The following is a 14,353-nucleotide window of genomic DNA, read 5'->3' as shown; positions in this document are numbered from 1 at the left end:
CAGAGACGGATCTATGTTACTCCTAAGGACACTCTTACTCAGCCTTTTTTTCAGCTTGCCTGCGCATGCATCAACTCTGGCAGAAGAGCTTAGCGTTTTTAAGCTGAGTACCAGTGTTAAGATTTTGCTTCTAAAGTACTACCACGTCCAGGCGGATGAGGGAAATCCTCAACTCGTCGAGGAAGTTCTGCGCCATCGCGAAGAAGTCAGTCTTCAGAAAAGTCTTCTGCTCGAGGATCTTGGAGCTAATTTTCCTGCGAGAACTCAAGGGATCCAGACCCACTGGGACGAATTTAATAGCCTGCTCGATGAGAACATCGCTGAAATCCGCGAAAGCAATTACCCTGAACTGCAAGTCGTCACTCTGATGCGCAAAGCGCAGCGAGCTATGTTGCAGGAATTAGAATTACTTTCTGACCAGATACTGGCAGAAAACGAGCTTACTCTGTCAGAACTCACTGTCTGGCAGCGTCAGCAGAAAAACCTGCTCCTTGAAGTGGTTGAACGTTACATCGAACGTGCGGCGTCCTCTATGGGAGCTCCCCTGACCATTGATAACGTCGACATCCGAGTACTATGCCAGCAGTTTGAGCGCGGTATTGCCGATATGAAGAGCCGCGTCACGGCAAGTGAAGCTCAGCGCCAGCTCAGCAAGATTCATAGCCAGTGGCTGTTTATCGAAACAGCGGCAACCGATACCAACGCCCGACTGGTTCCGTTTCTCGTCATGCGTTATGCGGACGGTATTCTTGGTCGTCTTGATGACGTTGCTCACCACATCTGAGACCTGAGTAAGAGGTTTTAGCCATCGGACGCGCTATACTTTAAGTTCAGAAGCCAGAAAAAGTAGCCGATGGGTTTAATTGTTTTCGACATGGGGCGCAGAGTAGAAACGCCCGTAAACAGCCCACGCCGGCGCGTGTCGCCGGTAGAGCGAACTTCTGCGGTTTCCAATATCGAAAACGAGCCTGATCAGGCACTATCATCCGACGATCTGATTTACTCCCCAGAAGGTACCACCGAACGTCAGGAGCATGCTCCACAGACGGTTGCCTTCGCCGCCGACATCATGACCCGTAATGTCATTACCATTCGCCAGGAAACAACAATCCGGGACGCCTACCAGCTCATGCGGGAGCACGACATTCACCATCTGCCGATCATCGACGAACACGATAATCTTCAGGCGTTAATTTCAGACCGGCGCATATTAAGAGCACTGGCCGAGCAACGTTCTATAGAACATGACTCCGTCATGACGGTTGCCGTCAGACCAGTCTATTGCACAGCAGAGAGCACCGACATACGACAGACAGCAAGACTACTTACGGAATATCACATCGGTGCCCTCCCTGTGCTTAATAACAAAGAACAACTGACAGGTATCATCACCCGCAGTGATTTACTGCACCTGCTCAGTGAATATGGCCCGCTGGAATTGTGGGCCTGACATGCCCTTAGGTGGGCATTAAGGAGAATGATTTTGGCTAAACAATATGAGTTAATTCACCCGAAGACACATCTACGCGTGCTTTCGCAGTATGAAATTCAGCAGCTTAAAGATGTCAGCAGCGGTGCTCACGAGCTGCTCCGTCGCTGCTCATTCGCAGTCCTCTCTGCCGGAAGCCTGGAGGATGACTACACCCGACTGGAAGAGAGCTACAAGAACTTCAATATCACTGTCGAGCAGGAAGAGCGCGGCATTGTATTGCAACTCAGCGGTGCGCCAAGCGGTGCATTTGTTGACGATGAAATTATCCGGGGTGTACGCGAGCAGCTTTTTTCTGTGCTGCGGGACATCCTCTATGCGGAAGAAAATATCCTGAAAGCCCATCGTTTTGATTTAGATAAAAGCGAAGATATTACCAATGCGGTATTCCATATTCTGCGCAATGCAAACCTGCTAAAGCCAGACGTAGAACCTAAACTAGTCGTCTGTTGGGGTGGGCATTCCATTCCGCCTAACGAATATCAATACACCAAGGAAGTCGGCTATGAACTGGGGCTTCGAGGCCTTGATATCGGTACGGGCTGTGGTCCAGGTGCCATGAAAGGACCGATGAAAGGTGCGACCATTGGCCATGCTAAGCAGCATATCCGAAACGGTCGCTACATCGGTATTACCGAGCCCGGTATTATTGCTGCCGAATCACCCAACCCAATCGTCAACGAGTTGGTGATCCTGCCGGATATCGAAAAGAGGCTGGAAGCCTTCGTTCGCATGGCGCACGGAATTATTATTTTCCCTGGTGGCCCGGGTACCGCCGAAGAGATCTTATATATCCTCGGTGTTTTGTCGCACCCGGCAAATAAGGATATTCCCTTCCCTCTGATAATTACCGGCCCAGAAGAAACCCGGGCATATCTCGAAGACATTAATCGCTTCATCGGCGATACGCTCGGAAAAGAAGCTCAGGCGCGTTATGAACTGGTGATTAATGATCCGGTGACGGTTGCGAGAAAAATGAAAGCCGGTATGGAAGCCGTTCGACAGTATCGCCGTGATAACAACGACGCCTACTTTTTCAACTGGACCTTAAAAATCGATCATGATTTTCAGGTGCCTTTTGAACCGACCCACGCCAACATGAAAACCCTTCGTTTAACGCACGATGCTCCGTTCCATGAGCTGGCCGCAGATCTGCGCAGAGCATTTTCAGGTATCGTGGCCGGTAACGTGAAGGCCGATGGCGTTAAGCTGGTGCGTAAGCATGGGCCTTATGAAATTCACGGCGACGCAGATATTCTCGACGGTATGGACCGTTTACTGCGAGCCATGGTTGACCATGGCCGAATGAAAATCAGTGGAAAATATGATCCGTGCTACCGGATCGTAAAATCCTGAAGGTTATTGTTTTGCGCTGAGGCGTGCTGCTGCCTTTCCGGATAGGTTGGCAGCACGATCCATGACATGGAAAATGACGTTCTGCTCGTTCACGCCAGACACCATTGCGGCCCCCGGACCTGTTGCATAAATCGCCACATCTTCACCGCCATGCGTTTCTGAATCACGTGGAATCAGAGCCTCCTGATGATAACCAGCGGCCTCCGTATTCATACCGGTAATATCTTTACGTCCTGCATTAATTGGCTCTTCGTATACAAGTTCGGCGTCTGTTTCACCACCCAGGTGATGATGTCCGCGACCGTTCATATAACCCAACGTAGTATACGGCAGGCCATCACCGGCCATGGTGGGTTCTGTCTCACCGGGCGCAACGACTTTACCAAGAATAGGATTACCGCGCTTAGGATACCCTGCAATGGTAAATACATGACTGTGATCAGCAGTAACGATAATCAAAGTATCTTCCGGAGAAGTCATAGACTCGGCGAGAGCAACAGCATCAGAAAACTCTCGGGTCTCATTGAGCGCATTAAACGCATTTCCGGCGTGGTGCGCATGGTCAATACGACCGGATTCCACCATGAGAAAGAACCCCTCCTCACTGCCTGACAACAACTTAATCGCTTTTTCTGTCATCTGGCTAAGTGATGGCTCCCCTAATGTGTCCTGGTTGCGATCTGCCTCAAACCGCATATGCGCCTCTTCAAACAAGCCCAGCACAGGAGTGCTCGTCACCCTATTAAACCCTTGCCCATCAATCACCAGATGGCCTTGCGGATTCTGGGCTTTCCATTCTTCCATCAGATTACGGCCATCAGTACGATCACCTTCTACCGTACTTCTGGCATCGGGGGTATTAGACTGAACATCATCAGGAAGAAAATGTCGACGACCGCCACCAAAAGCGAGTTCGATGCCATCTACCGCGACACCATAGTCTTGCAAAGTACGTTGCCTGAAACTCAGAAACTGCGAAGCAATATCCTCGCAGCCTGCTTCAACTGCAGCTTCCGGCATATCCGAAATATCTTCCCAGTTGCGTTCAGAAGAATATGCGTAAGTAGCCGCCGGAGTCGCATGGGTTAAGCGAGCTGTCGTGACTATCCCAGTTTTCTTACCGGCTAACTCAGCGAGAAGCAGAGCCGAAGGGACTTCATCCTCCACACGGTGACAAAGACCACGTTCTGCGCTCTCAGCCAGACCAATAACACCGGCGTCCGTCTTAACACCAGACATCATTGCGGTCATAGTGCCTGCTGAATCAGGAGTCTGAGCATCAACATTGTAGGTTTTACTTAAACCAGTAAAAGGAAATTTCTCAAAACTGAGCAGATTCTCCTCACCACTCATGCCCTGCTGCTGTCCGGCGTAGATTCGGGCGGCTGTGACTGTTGATATTCCCATGCCGTCACCAACAAACAAGATCACGTTCTTGGCAGGTGTAGTCTCTCGTAAAACTTCGCGTTTACTTTTTATGGCAGACCGCCCCTCGACAAACCAGGCGTTATCCTGAGGTAAGAAGTCCAGTGGTGCTTCGTTTTTAGTCTCATAGAGACACCCAGTCATTGAAATAACAAGAGAGATTAGAGTACCAACGTAAACACTGCGCATCGTTATTTCCATTACTAAAAACCTTAGAACATTAACCTTTGGATTTTACATATTTATTAATACCCATGCCTTTTTATCCGCATTTTTTGTAATAAATAATTCACCACCTGGGTTACAGAAGTTAAACATTTCTGTCACAGACCACACTTAGCCAGAGCGCTCCTGAAACCTATAACGAAGCAATATTGGGGAACCGTGATGAAACTGAAATTATTAGCAATCGCTGTAGCATCAGCGTCACTGCTGACTGCTTGTGGTGGAGAAGATGGTGACGATGGTCGCGACGGTCTGAATGGACTGAATGGCCAGAACGGAGTTTCGCCTGACGCAGCTCCGGGCGCACCAGGCTCAGATGGTGCCAACGGTGAAGATGGCCAGGATGGCGCCGACGGTAAAGATGGTGCGAATGCTGACGCCGGTGCAGGTACTCTGACGCGCATCGCGACTGTACCTTCCGGTGCTGAAGTAACGGGGCTGTTTCTGACCGAAGACGGTGATCTGTTCTTCAATGCGCAACACCCAGCAGGTAGCAACATGGAAACTGATAACAACGGTGTCGCTTACAACACAGGTACCGTTGGTGTGATAGAGGGTGTTAGCTTTAATAATCTGCCAAACACACTGATTTCAGTAGCGGTTCCTGAGTCTGACTACGAGCGCCAGACTATTCAGACAGCGTATGGCCAATACCGGGTCATCGGTCAGACCGGCGATCAGTATGAAGGCGAGCTTCCAGAAGGCCTGGGTCATATCTATAACCTCGATGGTGACACCCTGATTCTCGAAAACGACATGCCAGACTTCAACGGCTTCGTTTCTACAGGTGAAAATACTGGTTACCTCTTCACTAACTGGGAAGAGTACCCAGGCGGTATGAGCCGTATCGGTCTGAGCAAATCTGCATCTGGCGATTGGTCTGTAGAAGATGCCATGATGGTGAATTTTGCAAATGTTAAAGGTACCGGTGCAAACTGTTTCGGTTCTGTTTCACCTTGGAATACACCACTGACATCTGAAGAGTGGATCGTGAACTCTGATGTTAACTCGACCACTTACGCTAGCTGGAACGACCCTGAAGAAGTGGCCAACAACGATCGTCTGAATCGCTTCTGGCAGCTGATGGATGAGCCTGTTAACCCGTACGATTACGGCTACATCGTTGAGATCACCAACGCTGTTTCACCAACGCCTGTACCGGTTAAACACTTCACCATTGGCCGCTACGAGCATGAAAACTCGGTCGTTATGCCAGACCGTCGCACTGTTTACTCTTCACAGGATGACACGGGTGGCGTTCTGTTTAAGTTCGTTGCTGACACAGCTGAAGACTTGAGCTCTGGTACGCTATACGGCGCTAAGCTGACTCAGGATGCGGGCGTAAATGATCCAGCGGTTACAGGCTTTGATGTTGACTGGGTAGAGCTTGCGACTTCTGACAACTCAACCATCGAAGCTTGGGTTGATGAGTTTGATGGTATCAGCACTGAAGACTATGTCGATGGCGAAACCAGCTATATGACGGTTGCAGACGTTGAAGCCTGGGCAGCCTGGGTAGTTTCAGGTCGCCCTGCGAACACTACTTACCCAACCGTAGAAAACGGTGGCGGCAAAGTCACTGCGGGTCAGCCAATGGATGACCGTGCAGCCTTCCTCGAATCACGTCAGGCCGCTAAGCAATTGGGTGCAACGGCAGAATGGCGCAAGCTGGAAGGTATCAGCATTCATGCTGGTCGAGTTCAGGAAGCCATTGAAGGCATCGACCTGATTCCGGGTGAAGAAGTCGAGAACGCATACATGTACATGGGTATCGCTGATATTGATAACACCATGATCGACGGAGAAGGCGACATCCAACTTTCTGGTCGCGTGAAAGATTGTGGTGGTGTATTCCGTGCATTGATCGATTCAGATTACAGCCTGAGCCGTATTGAACCAGTTGTGATGGGTGCGACCTACCGCAGTTCACTGGATGGTGCAGAGCGTTGTGATGTGGACAACCTGTCTCAACCTGACAACGTTATCGTTATGCAGGACGGTCGTATTCTGATCGGTGAAGATGGCTTCCAGGAAAACAACACTCTGTGGATGTACGAGCCACACCATAAGTAAGACAAAGTATTAGTACAAATATGTAAGACCTTTCAGGGGGAGAGCTTTCTCCCCCTATTTTCTTTCCGGATGTAAGTATGAAAAACCTGATTAGAATCCTGGTACTACTGCCATTACTAAGCGCGTGTAATCAAGACGTAGATACTCATTTCAAAGCCCATTCAGATACCAAAACAATAAAAAAATCTGAAACAGCTTTATCAGACGAAGTTCAGCCTGCCTATCAGCCTGGGGATGACATCCCTGCAACGGCGTACATTGAGCACGATGAAATTTATAACCCTGAGGCCGTCATCCCACCTCAGTGCTATACCCGTACCGATGGTAAGAATAACCCTTGTTATGTCTGTCACCAGACGTACACCGATGATCGTCCGAATGTAATGAAAGACGTTTATCTGCAAGGCCTTTACGATTTCTCAGATGCGGGGATGACAAACAGCTGGAAGAATCTCTTTAAAGACAGAAGCGAAGAAATCAAAAATATTCCCGATGATCAGATTCTCAATTGGGTAAATACAGACAACTACTCTGATTGGATAGAGCGCGAGAGTCAGCGCGAAGAGTCTGCTGCTCCCCCTATGTTCCTGGAGAACCTGGCAGATCCGGTGAAAGCATTTGATGAACGAGGGGTCGCTCGCGACGGTAGTCACTGGATCGCATTTAACTACAAACCATTCCCTAGCGCCTTCTGGCCAACAAATGGTTCTACTGACGATGTCATGATTCGTTTACCCGCAGAATTCCGCGAAATAGACGGAAAATACTCTGAGGCTCTGTACTTCGCGAACCTATCACTTCTGGAGCTGACAATGAAACGGCTCAGTGGTATTTCAATTCCTACGGTGAACGAACGTGACATCGGCTCTGATGTTAATGGCGACGGTGTTCTGACCGAGAATGTCTCTGAGTTGGTTCGTTCAGGTAACTATCTCGGTGATGCCTCAGATATTCCGGTCGAAGATATGCTTTACCCTGAAGGAACAGAGTTTCTGCACACTGTTCGTTATGTCGGTGTAAACAATGATGGTGATATCTTCGTACCCAAGCGTATGAAAGAAGTACGCTACATGAAGAAGCATCAACTCAAGTCTGCTGTTGCGCTCCGCAGTGCTTACTTTCTCGAAGCCAAGGAAAAGCACCTGGGTAACCTTCCGCTGACCGTTCACATTGGTGAACGAGGCATAGATAACCGCTTTGGCTGGACACTGAATGCCTACATCGAAGATCAACATGGTGAACTCCGTAAGCAGAACAAACAGGAAATGGCATTCTGCAATGGCTGCCATAAAACGGTCGGTAGTACGATTGATCAGACATTCTCTTTTGCCCGTAAAGTGGAAGGCGAAGACGGCTGGGGTTACATCGACCTGAAAGCGATGAAAGATGTCCCTACCATCAATGAAACTCAGGGTGAGTACCTGACCTACTTTGAACGTGTGGGCGGTGGTGATGAATTCCGACAGAACAAAGAGATGCAGAAGAAATACTTTGAGAACGGAACGGTTAACAAGGAAAAAGTTAAGTCGGCAGATTCAGTGTATGAGCTGATCACTCCGAGTCGCGACCGGGCGCTGGCTCTGAATAAAGCCTATAAGCGTATTGTTGAAGAACAGAGCTACATCTTTGGTCGCGATGTTGTGCTCTCACCGGCCAGCAACGTTATCGAGAATATTGATGCCGAAATAGCTCCGCTCGAAAATGATTTCCGGTATAGCTATGACATACGTCTGAATTGGGGAGCGTCTTCAGATATGAATGAGCTCGTCAGTAATCATTACTGAGTTCTCGTAATCAGTTTGCGTGCTGTAGCGTATCCGGACGCTACAGCACGCCTTTTCTTCTCTCCAGTATAATCAGTGAGCGTGACCATGCCCTTCAATTGCATGACCGTGCTCGTCGTAGAACCCACTGGCACCATGTTCCACAAAGCCCCAATTGATCATCTTCTTCACAAATGGATTCTCCTCAGAGTCACCGATATCAGCAAAATCTATGAGAGTGTAATCGTCTCTCGAAACCAAACGCTGCTGAAGCCCAGAATCACCTTGCTCAGTCAACGACCATGCGAGAACCGGATTTTCATAGCTTACAACGATCTGCTGGGCAGGTAGCCAGACAAGCTTTTCTTTCTGCGCCTCTGATTCCCAAGTTTCTACCAGCTCACAACCGCTGCCCTGCTTGGATACCAGTGTCATGCTGTCACGAACATCCGCAGGTACTGCCAGAGATATTTCCTGCCAGACCCGATCCTCATTCCCTCTGAAGTCTTCGGCCTGATATTCAATACCATGCTTTTCAGAATCAACGTAGCGAATCAACTTAAGGCGGCCTGCAGGGGAGTGATACCAATACTCAACAACGCCGGTTGTCAGATCTTCACGGACAACTTCCCTGCCAGCTCTGTGAATAGCGATCTCTTTAGTATTTCCTTGTGACGTTACCTGATATTCCAACGAAACTGGAGAAACACAGTCGCTTGCACTAACTGCAGCTGAAGCCGAAGCGGCTATGGCCGCGAGACTCAAAGTAATAAGTGTTTTCATAATCTTCAATCTGTATTTATTTAAACGGAAAAAGGGGCCAGTAAGGCCCCTTGAACTATCGAGCAGTATTAAGGCTGATTTACAACAGCATCGGCACGATTGGCCAGATCTCCAGCGAAGTTCATCACGTGAAAAATAATGCTCTGCTCATTCGTACCTGAAACCAGGTGAGCACCAGGTCCTTTCGCATAGATACCGACATCTTCACCTGAATGCGTTTCTGAACTCATTGGAATCAGAGCTTCCTGGTGGAAGCCTGGAGCAGTTGTGTCGACACCAGACAGATCGACACGACCTGTGTTAATGGCAGCACCGTACCCCGCATCTGCATCCGTTTCAGATGGATCGACAGCAACATGGCCGCGACCATTCATGTAGTTCAGAGTGGTATATGGCATGTCGTCAGATGCCAGGCTTGGCTCGTCAGCACCAACGGCAACTACTTTGCCCAGAATTGGGTTTCCACGCTTCGGATAGCCTGCAATAGTGAATACATGGCCGTGGTCGGCAGTGACAATAATCAGCGTATCGCGATTACTGGTCAGCTCATCTGCGATAGCAACCGCTTCAGACAGCTCAATCGTATCCTGCAATGCGTTATAGGCGTTGCCGGCGTGATGAGCGTGGTCAATACGACCCGATTCGACCATAAGGAAGAATCCCTCTTCGTTATTGTCGAGGATCTTAATGGCTTTCTCTGTCATCTCTGCCAGAGATGGCTCACCAGCGACATCATTTGCACGGTCTGCTTCATACTGCATATGCGACTCGTTGAACAAACCAAAAAGGTGAGTCGTCAGTTCAGGATCGATAGCGTCAAAGCCCGCCTGATCATAAACGTAGAAATCCCCCGGAGCGTTATACTGAGCAGACCACTCATTCGTCAGGTTGCGACCATCAGTACGATCGCCTTCAACTGCGCTGACTGCATCCGGGCTGTTAGCCTCGGCTTGTTTTGGTAGGAAGTGACGACGACCACCACCCATTACAACTTCGATACCATCAATATCGAGCATAGAATCAGCGTGACGCGTTTCCAGGTTTTCTTCAAACTCGACCAGCTGCAGAGCGATATCGGCGCAACCCTCTGCGCCCGTCTCTGGCATATCAGAGTTATCTTCCCAATTGCGGTCTGCAGACTTTGCGTATGTCGCAGCAGGTGTTGCATGCGTAATACGAGCGGTAGAAATAATCCCGGTCGACATACCTGCAATCTCGGCCAGCTCAAGTGCCGTCGCCAGCTCATTACCTGCAACAGATGAGCAATCACCACGTGCGATATCTTCGTCTACACCGATGGTACCAACATCCGTTTTTGCACCCGACATCATTGCAGTCATCGTACCTGCGGAGTCTGGAGTCTGAGCGTCGACGTTATAAGTTTTGGACAAACCACTGAACGGAAAATTACCGAAGCTCAGGCTGTTTTCTTCACCCGACATTCCTTTCATCTGTCCTTCCAGAATCCGGGATGCAGTGACGGTTGAAACGCCCATACCGTCACCAACGAAGAGAATAATATTTTTCGCTTCACCCGCCTCTTCGATAATTGTATTCACCGCACTCTGAGTGCTTGCTACTTTCTGAGACGCCTGAATATACCAGTCATTATTTTTGGTATTTGCAAGAACATCGGAAAGTTTAAATGGCAAATCTTCCACCAGACCAGGGGCTCCATCTGCACCCGGTGCACCATCAACACCATTTGAACCATTCACGCCATTCTGACCGTCGACACCATCACGACCGTCATTTCCATCTTCACCGGCACAACCAACAAGCGTCATTACTGCGGCAACGATCGCTGTATGTAATAAATTAAGTTTCATCATTTTCTCCTCAGTCTCAGTCAGCCAGCAGATTCAAAGAGCGGCCAATAATCTGGAAGACCAGATTCTGTTCAACAACGCCCTGCACCAGATGAGAGCCTGGGCCTGTCGCGTGCAATGTAATATCTTCACCAGCGTGAGTCTCAGAAGACATTGGAACCAGAGCTTCCTGGTGATAACCCGGCGTTGTTGTATCGATTGCGCTCAGATCCTGACGACCCGCATTGATCGCTTCGCTGTAACCCGCGTCCGAATCAGTTTCCTGCCCCAGATCCATCATGCCGCGACCATTGGTGTAGCCGAGCGTTGTGTATGGGAGTCCATCAGATGCCAGCGCGGGGGATTCACCACCTACCGGTACGACTTTGCCCAGAATTGGGTTACCGCGTTTTGGATAGCCTGCAATAGTGAATACATGGCTGTGGTCAGCAGTAACGAGAATCAAAGTTTCTTCTGGATCAGTGCTGTCAACCGCGGCCTGAACAGCATCAGCGAACGCCAGCGTATCTTCGAGAGCACCAGCCGCATTTCCTGCGTGGTGTGCATGGTCAATGCGACCAGACTCAACCATCAGGAAGAATCCTTTATCGTTGTTATCTAAAATATTGATAGCAGCTTCTGTCATCTCAGCAATTGATGGTTCACCAGCAATATCGTTCTCGCGGTCTGCTTCGTATTGCATGTGAGATTCATTGAACAAGCCAAGAACACGCTCTGTAGATTCAGTATCAAGCGCGTCAAAACCGGACTGATCGATTACGTATGTACCGTTCGGGTAAGCATCCTGCCATTCAGCTGTCAGATCACGACCATCAGTACGATCACCTTCCGTCGAACTGACTGCGTCAGCTGAATTGAATGCAGCATCTTTGGGCAAGAAGTGGCGACGTCCACCGCCCATGGCGACTTCGATACCATCGACATCGACGCCCGGGTAGCGCTCTTCGAGGTTGTCTTCAAAATTCACCAGCTGCGATGCAATATCCTCGCAGGCGAAAGCCGCAGATGGCATATCTGAATTATCTTCCCAATTTCGATCCGCCGCGTGAGCATAGGTCGCCGCTGGAGTGGCGTGTGTAATGCGGGCTGTTGAGACAACGCCGGTAGACAGACCTTTAATTTCAGCAAGTTCCAGCGCGGTCACAACTTCGTTTCCAGCAACGCTGTAGCAATCGCTGCGGATGACGTCTTCGTCAACACCAATTGTGCCGACGTCAGTCTTAACACCGGACACCATAGCCGTCATGGTTCCGGCAGAATCAGGCGTTTGTGCATCGACGTTGTAGGTTTTAACAAGCGCAGAATATGGGAAACTTTCAAACGAGAGGTAGCCTTCCTCTCCGTCCTGACCTTGTTTCTGACCCTTAAGAATACGGGCAGCAGTCAGTGTAGAAATACCCATGCCGTCACCCACGAAAAGGATCACGTTCTTGGCGTTGGCAGCGGGCAGCTCCATGGCAGATTTATTCATTACAGAGGTTTCTGCATCGGTGAACCAGGCATTTTCAGCCTGATGCGCAGGCACTGCGGGCGCCGCCTGGGCTACTGAGCTGACTGCGGAAGCAGCAATTACAGCAGCAAGTAGTTTCATTTTAGTGGTCATAACTCACCTGTTCTCAAGTTCAAATCGGGCTATCCGAAAATTAAAAGCGAGGTGAGCTTAGGGAGCGTAAATGACGTTTTTTTTACGAATAAATGTCATTCACAAGTAGGAATGTTATACCATTACAGTAACCATAACAGATAAAGACTACAGATTTCTTACGCTGTCATAATCAGTTACATGGTCAGACTTTTTTCAACCAGGCCAGAGATCACGGGGCTCGCAGCAAACAACCTGAAACGCCTCGACTGTTCTTGACGGTCCATGACCCCAGCTGAACGACAAACAGGACATTAATAAGTAATTGGTCAATAGCGTCTTATTGAGACCACCACACGCCGGTTGGCCTTCCGCTGTTCGTTCAGTGGCAGGTCATCCAGCCCCTCCTTTGGGCGACTGTCAGCATATCCGGATGCTTTCAGTCGCTCCTTTTCGATACCGCTCTCAAGCAGGTACTTCACAACTCCGGTCGCACGGGCGGAGGATAGCTCCCAGTTAGAGGGAAACTGCTCATTCGAGATAGGCAAATCGTCGGTGTGCCCTTCGACTTCGATCATGTGTGAACCATGGCTGACATCACGGATTACACGACTCAGCTCCTGCAGCAGTGGTGTTGCCGCAGGCTTTAATGATGCTGCGCCGGAGTCGTATAACGCAACATTCGCAAACTCTACCTGCACACCACGAGGGTCGAGCGTAACCGACACCTGATCCTGTAGACCATTCTGCTCAATATAATCATCAATGCCTTGGCGAATGTCGGTAAAGGGAGTCGTGGTAGTTTCTGATGAGATAACTTCGGCTAATCCTTCTTTAAGGGATTCGATCTTTCCTTCATTAAGATCGGATACCGCCAGAATCATGACGAAGAACGCCAGCAACAAGGTAATCGCATCGGAATAGGTCACCAGCCAGGAGCTGGATGAATCGTCAAAGTTAGGGCGGCGCCGGCGCAACCCCCGCTGGCGGCTGGCGTGATTCATTACAGCTCTCCCGAGAGCGCCTGATCACGCACGGAAGGTTTGATAAAGGCGTTCAGACGATCCTGCATATAGAGCGCAGTGCGCTTCTCACTCAGCAGGACAAAGCCCTCAGAAATCAGCTGATGACGGAAGTACATGGTCTCCTGCTTTTCAGTGACCTGATTCGCTGCGGGCTTAAAGAATAAATTCGACAACAGCACACCATACAAGGTCGTAATCAACGCAAGCGCTAAGCCTTTGCCCAGCCCCGCCATATCGCCGTTCAGGTTATCGAGCATAATAATCAGGCCGACAATCGTACCGACCATCCCAAAACCGGGAGAGTAAACAGCCATGGTATTGAGCACTTTGCCTTCCAGGGTGTGACGCTGCCAGGTTGCGTCCATCTGGTCAGTCAGCATGGTCCGGACGTCGTGGTTCGCGTATCCGGCTCCCATCAGATCAATACCCGCACGAATAAATTCGTCGTTGTTCTCCTGCTTAGTAAGCGATTGTTCGAGCGCAACAATGCCTCCCTGGCGGTAGATACTGCTCCACTCAACGAATCGTCTGGTCACTTGTTTCAGGTGCTTCTGCGAGGTCGGCGGATGAAAGAAGGTATAGAGCATACTGCGCATCGCATGCAGCACATCGGCAGTGGAGTAACTGATCAGTGCGGCCGCCATGGTGCTACCAAACACAAGCCCGAAGCTCGACAGGCTGATGAAAATAACGTGATTGTCGGTGGCACTGGCAACCGCAAATGCCAACAGGCCGATACCTGCGCAGAAACCAATGAGCGTACTGAATGAAAATCGAAACACTGACTTTGCCCCTGTTGTTGT

11 protein-coding genes are annotated in these 14,353 nt (G+C 49.7%); 5 read left to right on the top strand and 6 right to left on the bottom strand.

Annotated features, from left to right (window positions below; translation table 11 throughout):
• Window positions 1–13 precede the first annotated feature (13 nt).
• From B2067_RS04655 to ppnN, 3 genes are all read left to right on the top strand, one after another.
• Window positions 14–784, top strand: coding sequence for a hypothetical protein (locus B2067_RS04655; RefSeq protein WP_301387621.1), 771 nt, complete (start codon window positions 14–16; stop codon window positions 782–784).
• 69 nt (window positions 785–853) lie between these two features.
• Entirely contained in the window at window positions 854–1,450 is a 597-nt protein-coding gene (locus B2067_RS04650; RefSeq protein ID WP_068439182.1) for an HPP family protein, read from the top strand.
• Window positions 1,451–1,483: 33 nt separating this feature from the next.
• Entirely contained in the window at window positions 1,484–2,845 is a 1,362-nt protein-coding gene (gene ppnN, locus B2067_RS04645) for a nucleotide 5'-monophosphate nucleosidase PpnN (protein WP_273090218.1), read from the top strand.
• Window positions 2,846–2,848: 3 nt separating this feature from the next.
• Here the strand turns inward: ppnN and B2067_RS04640 are convergent, their stop codons facing one another.
• A complete protein-coding gene (locus B2067_RS04640; protein WP_301387620.1) occupies window positions 2,849–4,471 on the bottom strand; it encodes an alkaline phosphatase in 1,623 nt (540 codons plus the stop codon).
• A gap of 186 nt (window positions 4,472–4,657) precedes the next feature.
• Here B2067_RS04640 and B2067_RS04635 point away from each other — a divergent pair, with 186 nt between their 5' ends.
• Together B2067_RS04635 and B2067_RS04630 are read left to right on the top strand one after the other, a co-directional pair.
• The gene (locus B2067_RS04635; protein WP_301387619.1) at window positions 4,658–6,568 is read left to right on the top strand and encodes an alkaline phosphatase PhoX; all 1,911 of its coding nucleotides are present in this window, start codon (window positions 4,658–4,660) and stop codon (window positions 6,566–6,568) included.
• A gap of 77 nt (window positions 6,569–6,645) precedes the next feature.
• The gene (locus B2067_RS04630) at window positions 6,646–8,352 is read left to right on the top strand and encodes a hypothetical protein (RefSeq protein ID WP_297531178.1); all 1,707 of its coding nucleotides are present in this window, start codon (window positions 6,646–6,648) and stop codon (window positions 8,350–8,352) included.
• Between the two features lie 72 nt (window positions 8,353–8,424).
• On the opposite strand, the gene B2067_RS04625 is transcribed toward B2067_RS04630, so the two are convergent.
• From B2067_RS04625 to B2067_RS04605, 5 genes are all read right to left on the bottom strand, one after another.
• On the bottom strand, window positions 8,425–9,114 hold the full coding sequence (locus B2067_RS04625; RefSeq protein ID WP_297531176.1) for a hypothetical protein: 690 nt from the start codon (window positions 9,112–9,114) through the stop codon (window positions 8,425–8,427).
• A 68-nt stretch (window positions 9,115–9,182) separates the two neighbouring features.
• Complete coding sequence (locus B2067_RS04620; RefSeq protein WP_297531174.1) at window positions 9,183–10,943, bottom strand: alkaline phosphatase; 1,761 nt, start codon at window positions 10,941–10,943, stop codon at window positions 9,183–9,185.
• A 16-nt stretch (window positions 10,944–10,959) separates the two neighbouring features.
• On the bottom strand, window positions 10,960–12,546 hold the full coding sequence (locus B2067_RS04615) for an alkaline phosphatase (RefSeq protein ID WP_297531173.1): 1,587 nt from the start codon (window positions 12,544–12,546) through the stop codon (window positions 10,960–10,962).
• A gap of 308 nt (window positions 12,547–12,854) precedes the next feature.
• A complete protein-coding gene (locus tag B2067_RS04610) occupies window positions 12,855–13,529 on the bottom strand; it encodes an OmpA/MotB family protein (RefSeq protein ID WP_301387616.1) in 675 nt (224 codons plus the stop codon).
• Window positions 13,529–14,332: a motility protein A gene (locus B2067_RS04605; RefSeq protein WP_068444604.1), complete on the bottom strand. Its 804-nt coding sequence runs from the start codon at window positions 14,330–14,332 to the stop codon at window positions 13,529–13,531. The genes B2067_RS04610 and B2067_RS04605 overlap by 1 nt, the downstream gene beginning before the upstream one ends.
• Window positions 14,333–14,353 lie beyond the last annotated feature (21 nt).

The organism is Thalassolituus sp. UBA2590, assembly GCF_002339775.1.
Taxonomy (GTDB): Bacteria; Pseudomonadota; Gammaproteobacteria; order Pseudomonadales; family Oceanobacteraceae; genus Thalassolituus.
Note: the sequence above shows the minus strand (reverse complement) of the source record. Positions and strands in the feature narration are given on the sequence as shown.

Coding starts and splice junctions, on each gene's coding strand:
- B2067_RS04655 (WP_301387621.1), top strand. CDS start 14: ATGTTACTCCTAAGGACACTCTTACTCAGCCTTTTTTTCAGCTTGCCT.
- B2067_RS04650 (WP_068439182.1), top strand. CDS start 854: ATGGGTTTAATTGTTTTCGACATGGGGCGCAGAGTAGAAACGCCCGTA.
- B2067_RS04640 (WP_301387620.1), bottom strand. CDS start 4,471: ATGGAAATAACGATGCGCAGTGTTTACGTTGGTACTCTAATCTCTCTT.
- B2067_RS04635 (WP_301387619.1), top strand. CDS start 4,658: ATGAAACTGAAATTATTAGCAATCGCTGTAGCATCAGCGTCACTGCTG.
- B2067_RS04630 (WP_297531178.1), top strand. CDS start 6,646: ATGAAAAACCTGATTAGAATCCTGGTACTACTGCCATTACTAAGCGCG.
- B2067_RS04625 (WP_297531176.1), bottom strand. CDS start 9,114: ATGAAAACACTTATTACTTTGAGTCTCGCGGCCATAGCCGCTTCGGCT.
- B2067_RS04620 (WP_297531174.1), bottom strand. CDS start 10,943: ATGAAACTTAATTTATTACATACAGCGATCGTTGCCGCAGTAATGACG.
- B2067_RS04615 (WP_297531173.1), bottom strand. CDS start 12,546: ATGACCACTAAAATGAAACTACTTGCTGCTGTAATTGCTGCTTCCGCA.
- B2067_RS04610 (WP_301387616.1), bottom strand. CDS start 13,529: ATGAATCACGCCAGCCGCCAGCGGGGGTTGCGCCGGCGCCGCCCTAAC.